Consider the following 22992-nt stretch of genomic DNA (forward strand, 5'->3'; position numbering starts at 1 on the left):
ATGCGGCGCAGTCTTGATTGATTACGACTGCCTACTGCGGCGAAACCGCTTAGAACTTGAACAGCATGCCGAAGCGCATCTGACCATCGCGTACGCCGTCTGCACGGCCCACGTTCTTGATCGTAGCCCAGTCGAACTGCAGCACGTCAGAAATCATCACGCCGACACCGAAGTCCACTTCGTTGCGCTTACCCATGCGGTCGTACAGATAACCTAAGCGAAGTGCGATTGTGTTGGAATAAATGAATTCCGTACCGAAGTTGAACACGCCCTGTAAGAAGGAGTTCGTATCATCGTCTGGGTCAAAGAGGTCTTTCCAGCAAGCGATGTAGAACGGTTCCGGGTTGCCCTTGTCATCGTCAATGACGACTTCGCGGTTGTAGTCGAATGCGACCGTCCACTTGTAATCGGCCATGCTGAGAATTTCGTAAGAAAGTCCAAGGCGCCAAGTCAAGGGAATCGGGTCTTCAATGGTCTTGTCCACGTAGTAGACGCTCGGACCGATGTTGGCGAGAACCAAGGCAAAGTTGAGCTTCGGAACGAAGAGGTTTTTCTTCAACACGCCGATGTCGAATGCGTAACCGAACGTGGTGGCTTCTTCTTCGCCTGCGGCAGCGCCGGAACTCAGGTCGGAGTAGAAGAACTTGATGGAGAGGCCGAGGCCCCAGTCGTTCGGGAATCTTGTACCGTAGCTCACGCCACCGACGATTTCGGAGCTGTTGTATGCCACGAGGTCATCGGCGTCGAGGTCGCCAGAAGCAACGGTCGAACCGAACGAGACGAAGTTCACATGCACACCGAGCGTTCCCCAGTCATTCAGCGGAATGGTCATACCGCCATAGAGGTGGTAAAGGTCCGGAATGTTCAAGACCGGCAAAAGCTTTTCGTAGAAGGCGGTGAGCTGGTAGTCGGCATCCTTGTACTGTTCCATGCCGTTTGCGGTGCTGAACCACACGTCGTTACCTTCCGGGAGCACAGCCCAGACCTTGTTGGTCGAAAGGCCGTTGCCCTGGTGGTAGTGCGTCCATTCGTCATCGCGCTTGGTGATGGTCGGGTCTTCCTTGGAGCCGCGTTCGAGTTCTGCCTTACGTCCGCTGGCGGTGGCGTAGTCCGGCATGTGGCGCCAGACACCGAGGTCAGTTGCAATCCAGATGGCACCCTTGCGGTCCACGGAAACGTCGTTCACGTTGTTGTTGGCGAACTGCACCTGTTCCCACTTGCGGAGCGTGAAGTGCGAGAGGCCGCCCTTGTGCGTGGCCCAGACGTGGCCCGAGCTGTCGACAGCGAGTGCGGTCGGGTTCAAGTCCATGATGCCGTCTTCTTCGTTGAACAAGCTCCAGCGGTCTTTGTCGTTCGCGCTCTTTTTCGGGGTGAGTCGTGCGACACCTGCACCGTCGACGGCCACGTAAAGTTCCTTGCGGTTTTCGGACCAGACGAGAGCGTTAATCTTTTGACTCGGGAGAACCTTGCCCTTCTGTTCAAAGGCGCCGTTGCGGTAGACGAAGAGGCCGTTGTCCGTACCGATCCAAAGGGATGCGCCCTGCTTGGTAAGTGCGGTCACGCGGCGTTCACCGAGTTCCTTTTCGAAGGACTTCCAGCCCTTGCCGTCAAAGCGGTAAAGGCCCTTGGGTGTACCGACCCAGAGCTTTTCAGTGAGGTTTTCGTAGAGAATGGCGGTGATGGTGTCCTTGACGACGAGGTCCCAGGGCATCTTGACTTCGACCACGTGCGATTCGTCGTCGGCGTTTTTCACGTCGTTAAATGCCTTCACGACACGGGTGTATTCGTCGAGGCCGCGTTCTGTGCCGACGTAGGTGCGTACGGCGTCTCTAATCTTTGCGTTACCTTGCAACGTGACGGAATAGTAGTTGACCCACTGTTCACCGTCGAACTTGAGAATGCCTTTTGAGGTACCTGCCCAGAGTTCGCTCTTGTCGAAGAACCCGTTCTTGGAGCGCGATGCCATGTGCGTGAAGAACGGAGCCTTTTTAGCGTCTGCGCTGTAGGAACTGCGCCATTCGTCGGCAAGCGGCCCGAATGCGAGGCCTGCCGGGTTGTAGTACATGGCGGTTGCGTCATCGGCGAGTGCGGCGCCTACTTCGCCCATACCGAGCTGGCGTGCGCCGACCGGCATCTGGAGGGTGATGATGGCCGAGCCTGTGGCGAGTGCCATGGCAGGAGCCAAAAGAATAGCTGATAATAATGACTTACGCAAGTTGCCTCCAATCCGGAACGTTATAAGTGTTTCCATGAGTCGGGATGACTGCTTTCCATCCGGACTTGCTGGGGTTTTCCCAAGGCTGTTTCGGTAAAAGCTTACAGTCGCAGCCCAGAACGTAGGGGGGTAAAATTTCCGCGTGATTGCGAATCTGTTCGCGGGTGATGAAATTTTCCTCGCTGACGAATTTACAATAATTCTTGCCTTTGGGACCAATCACGATTCTGTAGGTCGCGACTCCTTGCTTGTCCCCTTCGTCAATCGTCTTGATCGTTTCTTCGAGAGTGCGGTTCCACTGTTCGATATAAGCTTGTCTTTGTTCCGGCGTGAGCGGCTGGGTTTCGAGCCATGCCCTGATGGATGCTTCGGAGGGCTTCACTGCGGTGAGCGTCTCGCGGGCGGGGCGGCCAATGGCGGCGTATTGTCCCGACACGTCGATAATCGGTTTTGTCGTTTCTTTTTCGTCGGAATTGTGCATGCCCACATAAATTCCAATCCCCGCGAGGACGATGGACAATAGCACAATCGCAATGACGATGATGATTGATAGCATATTTAAATCCGTTTACGATAAATCCTTACTCTGAAAAACTAGCATTTTCTATTTTATAAGATAGGAGATATTATGTCAAAATTAAAGTTTTTTCTTGTGTTGCTTGCTTGTAGTGCTGCTTGGGCTGTTCCGTTTAAGGTTGAAACGCTCAAGGAAGGGAGTGGAGAGGCTATTCGTGCCGGTCAGCTGATTCAAGTCCATTATAAAGGTTACCTTGCGGTCGATAGTGCTGTTGTAGACAGCGCCGCTAAGGATACGACGGTTGAAGCTCCTTATTTTGCAAACTCTTACTATAGCGGTTCGCCTCTAGAATTTACTGTTGGCGTGGGCCAGGTGATTGAAGGCTGGGATAAGGGCCTTGTGGGCATGAAGATTGGCGAAGTCCGCAAGCTCTCGGTGCCGTCCGTGATGGCTTATGGCGACAACTCTCTCGAAGGCATTCCGCCTAATAGCGACTTGATGTTCGTTGTTGAACTTGTTCATGCAGACAAACCGCTTGAAGCTGATAAATTCCCTGCTGATGTAGATAAACTAAAGTGGCGCGACATGGGCCGTGGCCTCAAGGTCTATGACGAAAAGACGGGCAGTGGCAAGCTGAACGCTGCAGGTAACATCATCAAGGTGCATTATACGGGCTGGCTCCTCTCTGGACGCAAGTTCGGTAGCTCCAAGGATTTGGGCAAGCCGCTCGAAACGATTATGGGTGCAGGCAAGATGATCAAGGGCTGGGAAACGGGCCTTGAAGGTATGCGCGAAGGCGGTGTCCGCTGGTTGCGCGTGTCTCCGGCAATGGGCTATGGGGCTACGGCATTCTCGATGATTCCGCCGAACTCCACGCTTATTTTCCGTGTCGAGATGGTTTCCTCCGATGTGGATCCGGAACTTGCAAAGCACATGGACTTCTTCCCGGATACGACTCTCCTCAAGTATGAAAACGGCCCGGAAGGACTCCGCTATGCAGTTGTGAAGCAGGGCGAAGGCGAACCGGCTCGTTCTGGACACCGCGCGATTGTGCATTACACGGGCTGGATGGTGAACGGCTACAAGTTCGACAGCTCCCGCGATCGTGGACAGCCGTTTGCATTTGAACTCGGTGCGGGTAACGTGATCCGCGGCTGGGAACTCGGCGTGCAGGGGATGCTCCCGGGCGAAAAGAGAATTCTCGTGGTGCCGCCTGGCCTTGGCTACGGTAGCCGCGGCGCAGGCCCGATTCCGGGTGGTGCAACGCTCATCTTCGCTGTGGAATACCTCGGGGAAGACTAGCGGCGAAGCCGATTTTTAGTAGACAGTCGGCGGTTGGCAGTAGACAGGATTGCTTTCGAAAATTGTTAGTCTAGTTGTGCTCGACAGTGTCGGGCATTTTCTGTATAACTGAAAACCACCGGCCGAGGGGTCTCTTTTATTGAGTTAGCTGCGATTATCTATATTTTATTTGTGTTATTAAGTTCGAGAAGGAATATGAGAATACTATTTTCCCTATTTTTAGGATTTGTTGCTTTTTGGGTGGGGGCTTGTAGTGACGAATCGACCACTACGGTCTATGTAGAATCTCCTGGTTTTGCTGAACTTGCTCAAGGTGAAACTTTGCCTGAGTGTTCTTTAAAAAATGAAGGCGAACTGTATTTTGTTGCTGATTCCAGTGCGTTGTTTTGCTGTGCGAAAGAAAAATGGCGCAAGGTGAATCAGGGACGCCAAAACGTTGATACCATTTATGTCGCTGATACAGTTGTGTCGAAAGTGACAAAATCCGATACTGCCTATTTGGGCTCTACGGATACCCTAGATGTCGGTTGCTCAATAGCGTTGGATACGATTGATTTTCATTTGATCTGGGTGACGTGCGGGGATTCGGTCTTTTCTGTAATAGATGAACGTGCAAGCCGGTTTAGAACGCAATGGGGCGACCCTTTAACGGATGCAAGAGACGGGAATACGTATAAAACCGTTGTTATTAACAATCAAGTTTGGATGGCTGAAGACCTGAAATTTGGAACAGATTCCACCCGAGATTATACTTGGCTATCGGCTATGGGGAATCCGGAAGGTTGCGATGGAACCAAGTTTTGTGATTTAGGGGAAAAGCCGCAGGGGGCATGTCCTGTTGGTTGGCATATTCCGACTTTTGATGAATGGATTGCTATGTCGGAGTATGTGAATGAACATAATGGTACGGAGGCGGTATCAAGGGATTTGAGAGGTGTTGATGATGAACTGTATAGTTATTTAGGAATGACTTCTCCGGGGTATGATTTGTTTGGTCTTAGTGTGCATGCTCGAACTTTGACATCTACGCAGAAAGGTGATTCTTTATTCTATGTTGTGGACCCGACGTATGTATCAGCGACAGATGAACTTAGGATAAACTTGAATAGAAGGGTGGTTGACACTGAAGAAAAACCCTCATACAGAGTTCGTTGCTTAAAGAACGATTAGCCGAGGACTTATATGAAGCTAAATGTTTTATATGCGTTAACATTGTTTGTAATGTTTGGATGTAGTGATGATGCTCCTACGGAAAATATTATTTCTGTGAATTCGTCAGCTTTTGTTGGTGAAAATAAAAAAGATCTCCCTGTTTGCTCTGCGCAAAATTCAGGCCAAGTTGCCTATGTCGTCGAATCTGGAGAACTTCTTTATTGCGTTGACAATGAGTGGGAATCTTCTATTCAGAATGGCGGTGCTAGAGATACCGTTTATATTGTCGATTCGTTAAGCGTTGTCAAAAAAGTCTTTGATTCCGTTTATGTCGAGAACGCTAGATATGTGAAGAATTCGTGCATGGCGGAAGCGGATACTTCGAATTATCATGTTACAAAAGTTACGTGTGGAGAATCTACGTTCTATGTAGAAAATCGTCTTGCTCATTTAATATCTACTAAATATGGGGAAGAACTGGTTGATTCTCGTGATGGTAAAAAGTATAGAACGGTTGTTATTGGTAAGCAAACTTGGATGGCTGAAAATCTCCAATACGAAATGTGGGGAAGCTCCTGCGTGTCAGATTCTGCAGATTATTGCGAAAAATATGGTCGCGTGTACGAGTATGGTGCTTCGAAACAAGCTTGCCCTGAGGGGTGGCATTTGCCGGATAGGTCTGAAATTAAAGAATTAATTGCTTTTGTTGATTCCCATAATGGAGCCTATTCGGCGACACAGGATTTAGTTGCGCGTGATGTGTGGCGAAAAGGGGATAAGGCGTATGATGTCTTTGGGTTCTCGATCTTGCCGGCTGGGTATAGAGATCCCCAAGGACGCGCTTATCCTGGACAGGAAACTGGCTTCTGGATTGCAACTGATGTGGAGGGGTCTTACTACAATTCATGTTGGCTAAAGGAATTTGGTTCTATTTATACAGCTAACGATAGATACACCCTTCTTGAAAAACAAAACAATTGTGACACAAAAAATCAGCTATCCGTTCGTTGCTTGAAAAATGAAAAGTAGGAGATGGATATGTATAAATTAATTTTATTGATGCTTTGTTTTATATTATTTGTAACCTCATGCTCGGAAGATAATACGACAAATACGATTTCTAATGGCGTAGTTTCTTTTTCTTCGAATGAAATTCCTGAATGCTCGTCTGGTTCTGTCGGTAAAATATTTTTAAAAGATGATACAAAAGAGTTGCTTCTTTGTACGAAGAATGGATGGACTCCCGTGGCTGCGAAAGAAATTTCGCATAAGGATACTGTAGTTTCTAAGTCCGATACGACGATTGTCGAAAAAGGTTCCGTAAAAACGGAAACGGTTGAATCTTGTGCCGTACAGTATGATTCATCGGACGTGCATCTCGTTAAACTTGACTGTGGATCATTCACGGTTGTTGCTGAGGCCGAGAGTAATCGCGAGAGGGTTATAGTTCCTGGAAAGGACTTAGTAGATGAACGAGATTCCGCAATATATAGAACGGTTGTTGTGGGGTCTCAAACATGGATGAGAGATAACCTTCGCTTAGATGTTGAAGGGAGCTCGTGTGCTTGGGATTCTTGCGGTAAATATTCTAGGGAATATACGTGGGCTTTAGCCATGACTTCTTGCCCTAAGGGAACGCATTTGCCGAGTAAGGATGAGTTTAAAATATTATTTGATTATGTAGATGCCATCAATGGAGACACGCCTATCGGCATGGATTTGCGTTCAAGAGTTTATATTGGTGACTATCGCGACCATGGCCTTGATTTCTTTGGTTTTGACGCTCAGGGTTCAACTGCATATGGAGCTGCGGAATATTGGACATCAGATGAAATTGACGATGATGTGGCTGTATATGTTTATATCCGGGATCCCTATTTTTTCACAGATGAAGAGAAAACAGACTCTTATCCGGTTCGGTGTATATTGGATTAAATCGCGGTTCCGCCGTCCATTGACAAAATATCCATACCAAATGTTTACATTGTAGGTTCCCAGCGGTAAGTTTTAAATATTTTAGATATTGATGGTTACTTTTTCTGACATAGCGGATTACCGCGACTTCTTGAAGGAATTCTACGACAGGCGCAAGGTCGAGATGCCCTTCTACAGCTACCGCATGATGGGTGATAAGCTCGGGCTAGACTCCAGCTATCTCTATCGCGTATTGCAAAAGAAGCAGCACTTGCCTGCTCATGCATTACCTGCGGCAAAGGAAATCCTTGCGCTGAGTGGTCGCGAGGCCGAATACTTCGACCTCCTTTATTCTGCTGCTGTCAGCAAGGATAAGACTAAGCGCGAAGAACTCATGGCGAAGGCACTCTCGCTGCGCGACGTGGAACGCCATTCTTTGCAGGCTGCTGAACTTAAACTCCTCGAAAACTGGTGGATTCCTGCGGTACGCGCCTACCTGGAATTGAACGGTGGCGTTGTAAACGTCAAGCAGATTGCCAAAGACATCTGCCCGCCGATCACTGAGGAACAGGCTCTCGAAGCCATTGAAACTTTGAAGAGCGTCGGTCTCGTGAAGAAGCTTGCATCGGGCAAACTCGCGCTCACCGAAGCCCATTTGACAGTAGGGGGCCCTGAAAAGGCCAAGGCCGTGCGCAATTTCCAGCGCCAGGTGCTGAGCCTTGCGAGCGATGCGCTCGAAAACGTCCCCGTTAATGAACGTAACATTTCTACACTGACCCTTTCTGTGGACCAGTCCTGCTTCGAGGATTTGGGCGACATGTTGAGGGAATTCCGCCGTCTGGTCCAGAAAAGAGTGGACGGAGCCAAGAATCCTGATCGTGTTATGCAGCTTTCTATGGCATTTTACCCGGTTGCCCGCAAAGGAGGGGCGTCGGAAAATACTATAATAGTAGGGGAAGGTGCAGGAGTAAAAAAATGATTAAACGGGCGTGGACATATGGGTTGGCGACGTTGGCTCTGTTCAATGTCGCCTGCGATAGCGGTCGTACCGCTGGATCGTCGATGGAAACGGAAAATTCCATCGCGGTGCTTGTTCAATTGGCCGATGGCACGCCTGCTGCACGTATGGACGTTATTGTCCGCCCTGAATCTTACTTGTCCGGTGCATCCGAACTCGGATTGGACTCCCTGTACCAGTTGCACTTTGAAACCGACGAACAGGGCCGAGTGGTTCTGTCTGATGTCCCGACGGGCTCTTATATAATCGAAGCCCGCAGTGATTCCCTGAACTTGAAGGGCTTTGAAAAGATTGCCTATGTTGAATCGGATTCGACGACTCCTTTGACAGTCGAAGTCTCGGAACCGACCAAGGTCTCCGGTCGTGTCGGTCTTCCGCAGTTGGTCCGCCGTTCTGCAACCGTTTCTGTGCAGGGCTTGGACTACCAGGTCCCGATGGATTCCTCGGGCTATTTTGAGTTTGAATCGCTCCCGAACGGCAATGTCGAAATTGTCGCATTCGTGAACGATGCTGACGCTGACTCGGTTACGGAATATGGCCGAATTGAAGCTGACGTCGGTGCGCCATCTGGCGAAGGCGCCCTTTACCTCGGTGACTCTGCATACGTCAAGAAATATTTTGTATTTGATGACTTTGAAAATGGCGCAGACGCGTGGGAATCTGCGGCATCACTCAACGCGGAGGTCACCTTTAATATTGAATCGGCAGGTCTTGGTCGCGAAGGCAAGGCGGCGCACTTTATCTGTAAACGCGATTCTGCGGCTCAGTGGGACTGGGCGCTTATCGGTCGTGAACTGGGTGGCTATGTCAACTTGAGCGATCTGGATTCTATCCGCTTCTGGGTCCGCGTCTCAACTCCGTCGAGAATTTCGTTCTCGTTCGACAGGTTCGTGAATGACGATTCCGTGACGAGTTCCGATAATATCAAGTCTTGGCGCCATTTCGATGCGGATACGGTCTGGACGCAGTTTACCGTGATTCCGGCGGAACTGGATACGGCTGACAGCAATGGCGGTAACTACGGTTGGGAAGCGGTGAAGGACAGTGTCACAAAGATTGGCATCTTCGGCGCTATGGATACGGAAGTCTGGGTGGACGATATTGAAGTCTTTGGCTACGGTATCTTTGACCCGTTCGCACCACTCATTAAGAAGAGCGTTGTCCGGAAAGAAGAGTAGATTTATCCACTATTGACATTTTATCAATGGACCTGCATCGCTTTGCAGGTCTTTTTTTGTTGTTTGGAGGTAGATTAATAATGGATGGATTGGCGGTGTATGGCTGGTCCGAAGGAGTGTGTATGAACATGAAACGTTTGGCTGCACTGGGCTTATTTGCGGGCTTTGGTGTAAGTGCATTTGCTGACAACCCTATTTCTAGCTATCACTATCTGGCGGACCCTTCCTGCGCCTCTGATGGTGATACCTTCTACATCTTGACCGATGTGGATGACTATAACAACCAGACGAACTGGAACTACGATATTGTCGGCCTTTACGCCTTCACGTCTGAAGACATGAAGAACTGGACTGATCACGGCATGATTTTCCGCTCTAGGCGTGAATTCGGGAACTATCCGAACAACACCTGGGCTTCGGGCATTGCCGTGAAAAACGGCAAGGTTTACATTGTTTACCCTGATGGTGCAAGCGGCGTGGGCATGATTACGGCCCCGGCTATCGATGGTCCTTATACCGACCCGGTTAAGGAAACTCATGGTGTCAATAGAATTGCAGGTGGCGGTAGCTTGATTGGTAGTTGCGACGGCATTGCTCACTGCTTTGACCCGGGCATCTTGATTGATGACGATGGTAAGGGTTACGTGATTTTTGGTGGTGGCGAAAGCTCTAGCCGCCCCTATGGCAACAACTTTGACATTATCAGCTTTACCGAAAGCAATGGCAAGATTACTTTTGACAAGAATTCCCTGAAGAAGGTCTCTTTGCCGAACTCCTTCGAAGCTCCTTACTTGCACAAGAAGGGGAACATTTATTACTTGAGCTTCAACAACCGTAGCCAGATTATTGACTATGGTATGTCCAACAATATTTGGGGTCCGTATACCTTTGTGGGTACGGTCATTCCGGGAATTGGCTCTGTGCCTGATGCTCATGGCGAAGGTGGTAACAACCACCAGGGCTTTGCTCCGTTCAAGGACAAGTGGTATGCTGTGTACCACGACCGTCGCTTGGTGACGTCGGATAACCATCCGGCTGCAACGACGCAGCAGGGCGTGCGTTCCGAAAATCCGAACTACGAAAACCACAGAAGCGTGTCCATCGATGAACTCACCTGGAATGGCGACAAGATGAACAAGCTCACCTTCACCCGCGAAGGACCGAAGCAAATCAAGAACTTTGATCCGTACAAGACATACAAGGCAACGACGAGTTCCAAGCAGATGAACATCCGTAGCCGTACCGACTGGACCAAGGGTCAGCCGGTGAAGCACGTGCTCTTGCCGCTTACGAGCCGTAGCGAATCCTGGATCCGCGTGACTGGTGTGGACTTCGGTAAAGGTGCTGAAAACCTCCGCATCAAGGCCGCAAACGTAGGTGAAGGTAACAAGATTGAAATCCATACGGGTAGCGCGACGGGTACCCTTGCCGGTACTTGCGAACTTGCAAAGACCGCCAATAACATGACCTTCGTGGATAACGATTGCGCAATGAAGGGCCTTACGGGCGTTGTCGACCAGGTGTTCTTCGTGTTCAAGAATAATGGCAAGGATTCTACCATGGGGGTTCTCGAATGGGAATTCCAGGGCACGAAGCGCGAACCTGAACCGCAGACTCCGTTTGGCGGCAAGGCTTGGGCAATCCCGGGCAAGATTGAAATGGAAAACTTCGATGAACCGGGCTACGGCGCTGGTAACGATTCTTACGCTGATAACGATTCTGATGACCACGGTGCCGAAAGCAATGGTGGCAAGAGTTACCGCGAAGGCACTGGCGTAGATATCTACAAGAAGGCTACGGGCTATGTCGTCGGTTACAACCAAACGGATGAATGGCTGGAATACACTGTGGATGTGGCTGCTGAAGGCGACTACACGATGTTTGCGGCTGTGGCTTCTGCCAATGCAACCTCCAGCTTCAAGCTTTCCATCGATGGCGACGACATTACGGAATCGGTTGCCATTCCGAAGAATGATGGCGAAGAAAACTATGACGACTATAGCAAGGTGAAGGCGAATGTGAAGCTCCCGGCTGGCAAGCATATCCTCCGCTTTACCGTGACTGGCGACTGGATGGACATCGACTACATTCAGTTTGCATCTGGTAAGGATGCCAAGGACCCGGATGAAGGTGGTGAAGTGGCTATCCGTCAGAAGATTCGCATGAATGCGATTGCCGCTGCAACTTACGACGTGTTTGACTTGACCGGTAAGAAGGTCTCTAGCTTCACGGCCCATAGCATGGACGAAGCGAAGAACATGCTGCGTGGTGGCGCCCAGGCTAATATGCAGGGCGTGTGCATCATCCGCAACCGTGGTACCGGCATGATGGCTAAGGTCCGCACGACCCGCTAGAATCTCCAAGAAACACACATCCGTATAAAAGGGCTTCTCGCAAGAGGGGCCTTTTTTGCATCCAAATTTTTACGGACTCGTTGACGTTTTGTCCATAAATCTTTTGGCGTGTTCAGGGCTGTTTTGTTTTTTTGGAGGTACTTTTAGATTGGATGGATTGACGGTGTATGGTCGATCCTAAGGAGTGTTATGAAACTACTTAAGAAAGTAACGATGTTTGGACTCTTGGCGGGCTTTGGAGTAAGCGCGCTTGCCGATAACCCAATTTCTACTTACCACTACTTGGCTGACCCGGGTGCAGCCGCCGACGATGATTACTTCTACATCATCACGGACTCCGATGACCCGGCGCCTGCTAATTCTAACGGTTACAAGATTTACGCCCTTTATGCATTCCGCAGTAGGGATATGCAAAACTGGACCGACTACGGTATTATTTACGATGCCCGCAAGGTAAGTGGCATTAACGACATTTGGGCTTCTGGCATTGCTGTTCATAACGGTACGTTCTATATCGTGTTCCCGGATGGCGGTGGCGGCGGTATCGGCTATATCAAGGCTCCTGCAATTGAAGGCCCGTGGACAAACGCTGTGGGCCAGGGCAAGGATAAGCTTGTTGGTGGCCGTGGCATTATCGGTTGCGATGGCGTTTCCTGGTGCTTTGACCCGGGTATCTTTATCGATGACGACGGAACCACCTACGTGACATGGGGCGGCGGCGAAAGCACTAGCCGTCCAAACACTGATAACTTCGACATTGTCAAGTTGAACGATGCCAAGAACGCCCCGGTGGGCAACGGTTCCCATGTGAAGGTGAACAACTTGCCGACCCGCAAAATGCTCGAAGCTTCTTACATCCACAAGCACAAGGGTACTTACTACTTCTCTTACAGTACTGGCTGGCAGCAGGGCGCTCCGACGATTGACTATGGCACATCTAACAACGTAATGGGTCCTTACACCTGGAAGGGTACGATTCTCGGTGATCCGAGCATGAACGGTCGTAGCATCAACGGCAACAATAACCACCATGGTATTGCCGAATTCAAGGGCCACTCTTATGTTGTCTATCATGACCGCCGTATTGCCAAGGGCCATAACGGCCTGGAAATTATTCCGGCCGATGACGGTCAGCCGAAACCGAACGAAGGCTATCACCGTAGCGTTTCCGTAGACGAAATGTTCTACAATGCTGACGGCACCATTCAGACGGTGAAGGTGACGGATGAAGGTCCGGCACAGATTGAAAACTTTGACCCGTACGATTGGTATCCGGCACTCACGAGCTCCAAGCAGAAGGGCATCCGCAGCCGCTCTAACTTTGTGCAGGGCAAGGCTGCCGAACACGTGTTGCTCCCGCTTTCCTCTAAGGAATCCTGGCTCCGCGTTTCGGGTGTTGATTTTGGTACGGCTGCAACGGGCTTCACAGTCGAAGCTGCAAGCGCTGCCGATAACAACAAGATTGAAATCCGCACTGGTTCTGCAACGGGTACGCTCGCTGGTACTTGCACGCTCAAGAATACTGGCAACAAGAATACCTATGCCGAAAACAAGTGCGAAGTTGAAGGCCTCAAGGGCATTGTAAAGCAGTTGTTCCTCGTGTTCAAGGGCGACAGGGACTCTACCATGGCTATCAAGGCTTGGGGTTTCGAAGGCAGTGGCACGACTCCGCCGGAACCGCAGAAGCCGTTTAGCGGCAAGGCTTGGGAAATTCCGGGCAAGATTGAAATGGAAGACTTCGACATTCCGGGTTCTGGCCGCGGTAGTGAAATCAAGTCCTACAGCGAAAACGATTCCGAAGACCATGGCATCGAAAATGGTGGCAAGAGCTACCGCGAAGACACTGGCGTCGATATCTACAAGAAGGCTACAGGCTATGTCGTGGGCTACAACCAGTCCGGCGAATGGCTTGAATACACCGTGAACGTGAAGGAAGCTGGCGACTACACGATGTTTGCATCTGTGGCTACGGACAATTCCACGGCTAGCTTTACGCTTTCCATTGACGATAAGTCCATCGCTGAAGTCCCGGTTTCCGGCGATAGCTGGGATGACTTTGTGAAGGTCAAGGCGAACGTGACGCTCCCGGCCGGTGAACATGTCCTGCGCTTCACTGTTACGGGCGACTGGTTCGATATCGACTATATGACGTTTGCTAAAGGGAAGGACGCTAAGGATCCGGACGACGAAACGATTGGTATCAAGGGCTTCAGGGTGCTTGGTGCAGATGCAGTCGCAAACTTCGACGTGTTCGACTTGACCGGCAAGAAGGTTTCTAGCTTCACGGCCCGCAATATCCACGAAGCCAAGAAGCTCTGGCGCGAAAATCCGCAGTCCAGGAATGTGCAGGGCGTTTGCATCATCCGTAACCGTTACAACGGCGCGGTGGCAAGAGTCCGCACCACTCGCTAAGCCTCTCTCGTCTTTCGTCTCTAGTCTAAACCTATTGACTTTTTGTCCATGAGACCTACGATTTTTCGTGGGTCTTTTGGCGTTTCTGAGGGTAGTTTTATAAAAAACGGGATGGCGGTGTGTTTGGTCGATCCCAAGGAGTGAACAATGAGATTACTGAAACGTTTAACGATGGCAGGCTTGCTGGCGGGCTTTGGTGTGGGCGCGCTTGCAGACAACCCGATTTCGGCTTACCATTACTTGGCAGACCCGGGTGCCGCTGCCGATGATACTTATTTCTATGTCATAACCGACTCGGATGACCCTGCTGCATCGAATGCCAATGGCTATAATATCAAGGCCCTTTACGGTTTCCGCACGAAGGATATGAAGAACTGGACCGATTTCGGTATCATTTATGATGCCCGCAAGGTCGATGGCATTGGCGATATCTGGGCGTCTGGCATTGCGGTGAACCCGAATGACCACAGACTTTACATTGTGTTCCCGGATGGCGGTGGCGGCGGTATCGGCCTTATCGGTGCCGATAGCATTGCAGGCCCGTGGACAAACCCGGTCTCTGGCAACAAGAAACTCATCAACAACTGGGGTGGCGGTCTTGCCGACTGCGACGGCATTGGCTGGTGTTTTGACCCGGCAATCTTCTTCGATGACGATGGCCAAGGCTATTTCACGTTTGGCGGTGGTGAAAGCAATAGCCGCCCGGCAGCCAACAATAACAACAATATCTTCAATATCTACAAGTTGAACAAAGATATGAAGGGCTTCGATGTAGGCTCCAAGACCCAATTGAAGATTGGTGGCCCGAAGGCGATGGAAGCCTCTTACATCCACAAGTATAAGGGTAATTACTATCTCTCTTACAGTACGGCGGATTTGCGCATTGCCTATGGTATGTCCAAGAACCCGATGGGTCCTTACGAATACAAGGGAATCTTCATGGGGAACCCGAATATCAACGGCCAGAACATCAATGCCAATAACAACAACCACCACGGCATTGCAGAATTCAAGGGCCACTGGTATGTCGCTTATCATGACCGCCGCATTGCCAACGGTTACGACGGCTTGGAAAAGATTCCTGCCGATGACGGTAAGGCGAATCCGGTGCCGGCATTCCACCGCAGCGTGAGTGTTGACGAGTTTTTCTACAACGGTGACGGTACCATGAAGGAACTGACCTTCACGAAGGAAGGCCCGAAGCAGATTGAAAACTTCGATCCGTATGACTGGTATCCGGCTTTGACGAGTTCCAAGCAGAAAGGCATCCGCAGCCGTTCGAACTGGACTCCGGGCAAGGTCGCAGAACACCTCTTGCTCCCGCTTTCCACGAAGGAATCCTGGATTCGCGTGAGTGGCGTGGACTTTGGTACGGCGGCAACGGGCTTTGTGGTTCAGGCGGCAAGCGCTGCTGATGGCAACAAGATTGAAATTCATTCGGGCTCTGCTACAGGTACGCTCGCTGGCACTTGTACGCTCAAGAATACCGGCAACAAGAACACTTTTGCAGAAAATTCCTGCGAAGTGACCGGCCTCAAGGGCATCGTAGATGAAATTTTCCTCGTGTTCAAGGGCTCTCAGGACTCCACCATGGCAATTAAGGCATGGGGCTTTGAAGGTAGCGGCACGACTCCTCCGGAACCGCAGAAACCGTATGGCGAAAAGGCTGTGACGCTCCCGGCAAAGATTGAAGCTGAACATTATGACATCCCGGGCGTTGGCCGCGGTGGCGATGTGGATTCTTACAGCGATAACGAAAAGGCAAACCAGGGCGATGCCAAGTTCCGCGAAGATCAGGGCGTTGACATTGTCGAAGGCGGTACGGGCATGGCGATTGGCTACACGGCTTCTGGTGAATGGCTCGAATATACGGTCGAAGTCCCGGAAGACGGTGATTATGCGATTAAGGCCTCGGCTTCTACTGGCATGGAAAGCGCAAGCTTCTGCTTCTTGGCCGATGGCAAGGCAATTGGCGATACCATTACGGTTCCGCAGACTGGCGAGGACTGGAGCGTCTATAAGGAATTCGAAGGTGGTAAGGCCAAGCTTACTAAGGGCACTCATGTAATCCGTCTCGTGATTACGGGCGACAACGTGAACGTGGACTGGTTCTCTCTCGGCGAAGTGAGCGAAGTGGGTCTCAAGCCTGCTGTGAAGTTCCAGGCTAATGCTTCTCGCGTCTACCGCGTGTATAGCGTGAGCGGCAAGCTGCTCGGCACTGTGGAACTCGTCGGAAAGAAGGCCGCCGAAGCTCTCCAGAGTGCAGGCTTCAATAAGGGCGTTTACATGCTCAAGAGCGTTGACGGCCACAAGACTTTCATGACTTCTGTCGCAAGATAAAATTCATATAATTCCGAAACCAAATAACGAAAAGCACCCCGAAGGCAAAAGCTCTGGGGTGTTTTTTTGTCGCTGCCCCATTACCAAAATGTCAATGATAAAAATTGGCAGAAATGTGGTTTTGGGGGAAAGTGAATCTAAATTATAGGGTGGAAAATCTTGCAATCATGCAAGGGAAGTTATGGGATGATGATTATGAGTTTAAAGCAGAATGCTTTAGCAACTGTTTTTGGCTATGGAGCCGCTGCCCTAGCCGTATTCATCTAAAAGATCCTCCTAAACCACACACCCTAATGGCGCTGAATGGTGCCATTTCACCTCGGGACGAATGTTCCGAGGTGTTTTTTGCATCTCCTAATACAATGCGTGTAATTTAATGAAAAAACAGAAAAAATCTAATCGTCGAGAGAATAAAGCGTCGGCCACAACCTTAAAAGGCGAGTGCCGCGACCATACTTGTATGGTCATGGTTGAGCCGTAAGGTTGGCGCTTGCGCCAGGATGGGTTTAAATCAACTCCGAGCTGGGGCCCCGCCCGCATGAAGTTCATTTATGAATAAAAAAGACTCTTGTTACAGAGTCTTTTAGTTCATTACCAAATTGACAATGGAAAATTATTCTGGGGGTGTAAAATGATTGCGCGAGGGATATAAATTTAGAATGTACCCTCATGCAAAGGGCATGGGATAATTATGGGAGATATTTATGAAGTGTATGGGTGAAGTCCTGAAGATTGCTTCGTTTGGTTTGGCTTTTGCTATACCTGCTTTTGCCTCGACGGTCAACGTTGACGTGACCGAAGAACACCAGGTTATCCGCGGGTTTGGCGGCATGGTGCATAACCAGTGGCAGGGCGGTGGAGGCCTTTCCGAAGCCGATGCGAAGATTGCTTTTGGTACGGGCGATGGCACAATCGGCCTCAACACGCTCCGTATTCCGGTTTACGCCAATTCCAATGACTTCAACAAGGAAGTTCAGGCCGCAAAGTATGCCAAAAAGTACGCCGGCGATGACTTTATCCTTTATGCGACTCCGTGGACATCGCCGTACGCAGGGGCGAACCAGCACATGGCTTCTTCGAATTACCAGAAGTATGTGGACCACCTGAATAGCTTTAACGATTACATGAAGAATCAGGGCGTTCCCCTGTACGCTATCTCCATCAGTAACGAACCGGACTGGTGCGGTGAATGGGCTTGCTGGAGTGCCGACGAAATCTACAACTTCACCAAGGGTTATGCCGACAAGATGCGCAAAAACGGCGCGAAGGTGATTTCGACGGAATCCTTCCGTTATGACAAGAACCTCTACAACAAGGTCTTGAACGATGCCAATGCCCTTAAGAACTGGGACATTCTCGGCGCGCATTTTTACGCGAGTGACCGAAGGACTGGGGACAACTTCTTCCAGTACAGCCTTGCTGACCAGAAAAAAGTCGAACGCTGGATGACGGAACACTATACCGAAAGCCAGGGAAGCGGTAACTACTGGCGCACGATTACGAATACGGGTGACCAGGCGAACGCCAACAAGCGCGATACCGTGAACGCCATGGACGTGGCTTACGAAATTCACCGCGCCATGGTCGTAGGCAATTTCAATCAGTACACCTGGTGGTACATCCGTCGCTGCTACGGCCTCATCATGGAAAAGGATTTTGGCAACAAGCTCCAGATTCCGCAGAACGAAATCGGCAAGATTTCTAAGCGCGGTTACGTGATGAGCCAGTTTGCGCGCTTTGTCCGCCCGGGTGCTGTCCGCGTGGGCGCTACAGCAAACCCCGAAAAGGAAGTCTTTGCAAGTGCATACAAGAGCAAAGATGGCGATAGCGTTATCGTGGTGCTCGTGAACCGCGACTACAAGAATAGCAAGACTGTGACCGTCAATGTGAAGGGTGCCGATGTGGAAACTTTCCATGTGTACACCACTAGCGAAGCGAAAAATGCAAAGTACGAAGGCGAAGTCGAAGTCAAGAATGGCTCCGTGACGATTACCATGGATGCCGGCAATTCAAGCAACAAGGACTGCATTGTGACACTCGTGGGCAGTGGCACTCCGGCAGATCCTGTACCTCGCGAACCGTTTGGTGGCAAGGTCGCTGAAATCCCGGGCAAAATCGAAGCCGAAAACTTTGACGTTCCGGGTACGGGCAAGGGCAACAAGTCTTATAGCGAAAACGATTCCGAAGACCGTGGCGAAACCAACTACCGCGAAGGCACGGGTGTCGATATTTACAAGAAGGCTACTGGCTATGTGGTCGGCTATAACGAAGAAGGCGAATGGCTCGAATACTCCGTGAACGTGAAGGAAGCCGGTGATTACACAATGTTTGCTTCTGTCGCTACGAGTAATTCGACGTCTGGTTTCTCGCTCTCCTTGGATGGAAAAACTCTTGTAGAAAATGTCGCACTTTCGGGAACGAGCTTCGATGACTTTGTGAAGGTCAAGGCCAACGTAACGCTCCCGGCTGGTGAACATATCCTCCGCATGACGGTGACGGGTTCCTGGTTCGATATCGACTACTTCAACTTTGCAAAGGGCAAGGATGCTGCCGATCCGGACGATAAGACGATTGGTTTGCGCGGTGCTAATTTCCGCTTGCCGACCGAAGCCGAAAATTACAGTGTCTTCGACGTGAACGGCGTGCTCGTGGGCAAGTTCCTTGCTACGACCAAGGCCGATGTCCAGCGCATGACCAAGAGCGTGGTGCGTCAGAATGGCATTTACTTTGTGAAGTCTCTCAAGTCCGGCAATGCTTACCGCATTTCTGTGGCAAAATAATTTCATATTCCTAAAAACGGGAGCCGAGCAATTGGCTCCTGTTTTTTTTAAGAGTTTGTTAAAAGGGAGATAGATATGAGTGTGGAAATGAGCTTCAAAAAGCTGATGGGCATTGCAGGTGTTGCTGCTGGCCTCTCTATGTTTGCGGTAATGGGTGCAAATGCGGCTCCGGACCCGAACTTCCATATTTACATTGCTTACGGGCAGTCGAACATGGAAGGCAACGCGAGGAACTTTACGGATGTCGATAAGAAGGAACATCCTCGCGTGAAAATGTTTGCAACAACGTCTTGCCCGAGTCTTGGCCGCCCTACGGTCGGTGAAATGTACCCGGCAGTGCCGCCAATGTTCAAGTGCGGTGAAGGCCTTTCTGTCGCTGACTGGTTTGGCCGCCACATGGCAGATTCCTTGCCGAACGTGACGATTGGCATTATTCCGGTGGCTCAGGGCGGTACGAGTATCCGCTTGTTTGACCCGGACGATTACAAGAATTACCTCAATTCTGCGGAAAGCTGGCTGAAGAACGGAGCCAAGGCTTACGGTGACGATGGCAATGCCATGGGCCGCATTATTGAAGTCGCCAAGAAGGCTCAGGAAAAGGGCGTCATCAAGGGAATCATCTTCCACCAGGGTGAAACCGATGGCGGCATGAGCAACTGGGAGCAGATTGTCAAGAAGACTTACGAATACATGCTCAAGCAGCTCGGTTTGAACGCCGAGGAGACTCCGTTTGTCGCCGGTGAAATGGTCGATGGCGGTTCGTGTGCTGGCTTTAGCAGTCGTGTGCGTGGGCTTTCCAAGTACATTGCGAATTTTGGCGTGGCAAGTTCCAAGGGTTACGGCTCTAAGGGCGATGGTCTCCACTTTACTGTGGAAGGCTACCGCGGCATGGGCCTCCGTTATGCCCAGCAAATGCTCAAGCTCATCAACGTGGCGCCTGTTGACCCTGTCCCGCAGGAACCGTTCAAGGGTGCTCCGATTGCTATTCCGGGCAAGGTCGAAGTCGAAGATTTTGACAAGCCGGGTATCGGCAAGAACGAAGACGGTACGAGTAACGCCTCTTACAGTGACGAAGATTCCGAAAACCACGGTGATAGCGATTACCGCAAGGATACGGGCGTAGACTTGTACAAGGCGGGCGATGGCGTTGCTCTTGGTTACACGCAGACTGGCGAATGGCTTGAATACACGGTAGACGTGAAGGCTGATGGCGAATACAATATCGATGCAAGTGTCGCTGCCGGTAATTCCACCTCTGCGTTCAAGCTTTACATCGACGAAAAAGCAATAACGGATGATGTTTCCGTGCCGCAGACTGCCGACAATTCCTGGGACACGTACAAGACGATTTCCGTGAAGGAAAAGGTCACCTTGAAGGCCGGTAAGCACGTGCTCAAGCTCGAAATCACCGCCAACTACGTGAATATCGACTGGATCCAGTTCAGCGAGCCGAAAAAGGAAGACCCGCCGAGCGCGATTGCAAAGGTCCGTTTTGACATGACTGAAGCCGAAAGCAACTTTAGCGTGTACAGCATGCAGGGCCAAAAGCTCGGGACGTTTACCGCGAAGGGAATGGCCGACGCGATGAACCTCGTCAAGACGGATGCCAAGCTCCGCAAGCAGGCAAAGGGCGTGTTCTTTGTGCGCAAGGAAGGCGCAAAGCTCATGAGCAAGAAGGTTGTCGTTTTCGAATAATTCTAGACTCCATGAAGGGTCCTGGCGGATGCTAGGACTCTTTTTTTACAAAATGCGTTTTTTGAGCGAATTTCGCAATTCATTGACAAAACGTCCATATTATATGGAGCATACATTTGAGCTTTTTCTGCATTTTTAGGGTAGATTCTTTATAGAAATTTTGGATTAAGGGATATAAAAATGAGCGTGGAAAGAAACCTCAAAAAATTCATGGCCCTTGCTGGCGTTGCCGCTGGGCTTTCTATGTTTGCGGTGGGGGCGAATGCGGCTCCGAACCCGAACTTCCATATCTACATTGCTTATGGGCAGTCTAACATGGCGGGCAACGGCGATATCGTACCGTCTGAAGACCAGGCCGAAGCTCCTAAGAACTTTATCATGCTTGCTTCGCACAATGCAAATGCAAGCCAACGCAGCGGCAAGACGAATCAGTCTATCAAGACGGGCGAATGGTACCCGGCAATTCCTCCGATGTTCCATCCGTTCGAAAACCTCTCCCCGGCGGACTACTTTGGCCGCGCTATGGCCGATTCCTTGCCGGGCGTGACCGTGGGCATTATCCCGGTTGCCATCGGTGCTGTGAGCATCCGCGCCTTCGACAAGGACCAGTACGAAGCTTATTTCAGGGGCGATGGCAAGGACATCATGAACTGGGGCTGGCCCAAGGATTACGACAACAACCCTCCGGGACGCATTCTGGAACTTGCCAAGAAGGCAAAGGAAGTGGGCGTCATCAAGGGCTTCATCTTCCACCAGGGCGAAAGTGACGGTACCGATGCCAACTGGCGCAAGACCGTTTACAAGACCTACAAGGACGTGATTGATGCGCTTGGCTTGGACGAAAACGAAGTGCCGTTTGTGGCAGGCGAACTCCTCCAGGAAGGCCAGAACTGCTGCTCTAGCAAAAACGGCGGCATTGCCCAGCTCAAGCAAAATTTCAAGAAGTTCGGACTTGCCTCTTCCAAGGGCTTGCAGGGTAACGGCAAGGATCCGTACCACTTTGGCCGTGCGGGCGTGATTGAACTTGGCAAGCGCTACTGCTCCGAAATGCTCAAGCTCATTGACAAGACGATTGACCCGGATGCTCCGCCGGTAAACCTCGTGGACCCGAGCCAGTCTACGGTTCCGGATGAACCGCCCGAGGAATATGGCCCGTACACGGACCCGATTGAAATCCCTGGCAAGGTCGAAGCTGAAAACTACAACAAGGGCGGCGCCGACAAGGCCTATTACGATTTGAGCAAGGGCAACGAAGGCGGTAAGCTCCGCAAGAACGATGTCGATATTTACCAGCCGAACATGGGCATTGTCGTCGGTCACTGCCAAAAGTCTGAATGGCTCAAGTACACCGTAAATGTCAAGGCCGATGGCGACTACGGAATTACGGCGAACGTAGCCGGTGATAATGCGACCGGTAGCATTGTGCTCTACATGGATGACAAGCGCATTGGCGATGAAATGGTGAACGAAGGCAAGGGCTTTGACACGTTCTCTATCGTCGATGGTGGCAAGGTTTCCCTGAAGGCTGGCGAACACGAACTGAAGATTGAAATTGCAAACGACTGGATTGATATTGACTATATCGAATTCAAGGAAATCAGCGCTCAGCCGCCGATTGGAATCAAGAATATCCGCTTTAGTATGACTGAAGCCGAAAGTAGCTATAGCGTGTTCGATATGCAGGGCATTAAGCTGAGTTCGTTTACCGCAAAAGGCATGAACGAAGCAATGAATCTAGTGAGGGAAAACGCAAAGCTCCGCAAGCAGGCAAAGGGTGTGTTCTTTGTCCGCAAGAACGGGGAAAAATCTCTAACAAAAAAGGTGGTGATACATGAATAAAAACGAGTTGGTAGTTGTAAAGCAAATCGCTTTCTTCTTTGTCGTCGCTGTTGCTCTTGGCTTCATCTACGGCTAATAAAATAAAATGAGAGAATAATACACGGGAAAAATTAGTGTGACTCCTATAGGGCCTCGGCAACCGCCGGGGCTCTTTTCGTATGCCCCCGTCATCCTCGACCCTAGAGTGCGCGGCGCGTTATCAAGAATGCGCAATGGTCCGCATTTATAAAAAGTAATCGGTGGTTTGAATGCCTGTTGGTGTGTGAAAAAAAATGA

14 protein-coding genes are annotated in these 22992 nt (G+C 50.5%); 12 read left to right on the top strand and 2 right to left on the bottom strand.

Annotated elements, in window-relative coordinates; all coding sequences use genetic code 11:
* Positions 1-49: 49 nt before the first annotated feature.
* Positions 50-2215: a PorV/PorQ family protein gene (locus tag FSU_RS10700; protein ID WP_014546425.1), complete on the bottom strand. Its 2166-nt coding sequence runs from the start codon at positions 2213-2215 to the stop codon at positions 50-52.
* Complete coding sequence (locus tag FSU_RS10705) at positions 2208-2771, bottom strand: hypothetical protein (protein WP_015732101.1); 564 nt, start codon at positions 2769-2771, stop codon at positions 2208-2210. Before FSU_RS10705 ends, FSU_RS10700 begins: the two co-directional genes overlap by 8 nt.
* A 72-nt stretch (positions 2772-2843) precedes the next feature.
* Between FSU_RS10705 and FSU_RS10710 the strand changes: the two genes are divergently transcribed.
* From FSU_RS10710 to FSU_RS10765, 12 genes are all read left to right on the top strand, one after another.
* Complete coding sequence (locus tag FSU_RS10710; RefSeq protein WP_014546426.1) at positions 2844-4034, top strand: FKBP-type peptidyl-prolyl cis-trans isomerase; 1191 nt, start codon at positions 2844-2846, stop codon at positions 4032-4034.
* Positions 4035-4229: 195 nt separating this feature from the next.
* Complete coding sequence (locus FSU_RS10715) at positions 4230-5204, top strand: FISUMP domain-containing protein (protein WP_015732102.1); 975 nt, start codon at positions 4230-4232, stop codon at positions 5202-5204.
* A 12-nt stretch (positions 5205-5216) separates the two neighbouring features.
* Complete coding sequence (locus FSU_RS10720) at positions 5217-6215, top strand: FISUMP domain-containing protein (protein ID WP_014546428.1); 999 nt, start codon at positions 5217-5219, stop codon at positions 6213-6215.
* A gap of 9 nt (positions 6216-6224) precedes the next feature.
* Positions 6225-7121, top strand: a complete 897-nt coding sequence (locus tag FSU_RS10725) for a fibrobacter succinogenes major paralogous domain-containing protein (RefSeq protein WP_014546429.1) — start codon at positions 6225-6227, stop codon at positions 7119-7121.
* A 91-nt stretch (positions 7122-7212) separates the two neighbouring features.
* Entirely contained in the window at positions 7213-8079 is an 867-nt protein-coding gene (locus tag FSU_RS10730; RefSeq protein ID WP_015732103.1) for a DUF4423 domain-containing protein, read from the top strand.
* Positions 8076-9296, top strand: a complete 1221-nt coding sequence (locus FSU_RS10735; RefSeq protein WP_014546431.1) for a hypothetical protein — start codon at positions 8076-8078, stop codon at positions 9294-9296. The genes FSU_RS10730 and FSU_RS10735 overlap by 4 nt, the downstream gene beginning before the upstream one ends.
* Positions 9297-9418: 122 nt before the next feature.
* Positions 9419-11650, top strand: coding sequence for a carbohydrate-binding protein (locus FSU_RS10740; RefSeq protein ID WP_014546432.1), 2232 nt, complete (start codon positions 9419-9421; stop codon positions 11648-11650).
* 189 nt (positions 11651-11839) lie between these two features.
* Positions 11840-14062, top strand: a complete 2223-nt coding sequence (locus tag FSU_RS10745; RefSeq protein ID WP_014546433.1) for a carbohydrate-binding protein — start codon at positions 11840-11842, stop codon at positions 14060-14062.
* A 147-nt stretch (positions 14063-14209) separates the two neighbouring features.
* Positions 14210-16402 carry a carbohydrate-binding protein gene (locus FSU_RS10750; RefSeq protein ID WP_014546434.1) on the top strand — a complete coding sequence of 731 codons (2193 nt, stop codon included), beginning with the start codon at positions 14210-14212 and terminating at the stop codon, positions 16400-16402.
* A gap of 704 nt (positions 16403-17106) precedes the next feature.
* On the top strand, positions 17107-19182 hold the full coding sequence (locus FSU_RS10755; protein WP_014546435.1) for a carbohydrate-binding protein: 2076 nt from the start codon (positions 17107-17109) through the stop codon (positions 19180-19182).
* A gap of 87 nt (positions 19183-19269) precedes the next feature.
* The gene (locus FSU_RS10760; RefSeq protein WP_244263619.1) at positions 19270-20877 is read left to right on the top strand and encodes a carbohydrate-binding protein; all 1608 of its coding nucleotides are present in this window, start codon (positions 19270-19272) and stop codon (positions 20875-20877) included.
* A gap of 180 nt (positions 20878-21057) precedes the next feature.
* Entirely contained in the window at positions 21058-22716 is a 1659-nt protein-coding gene (locus FSU_RS10765; protein ID WP_014546437.1) for a sialate O-acetylesterase, read from the top strand.
* The last annotated feature ends 276 nt before the right edge of the window (positions 22717-22992 follow it).

Source organism: Fibrobacter succinogenes subsp. succinogenes S85 (assembly GCF_000146505.1).
Lineage (GTDB): Bacteria > Fibrobacterota > Fibrobacteria > Fibrobacterales > Fibrobacteraceae > Fibrobacter > Fibrobacter succinogenes.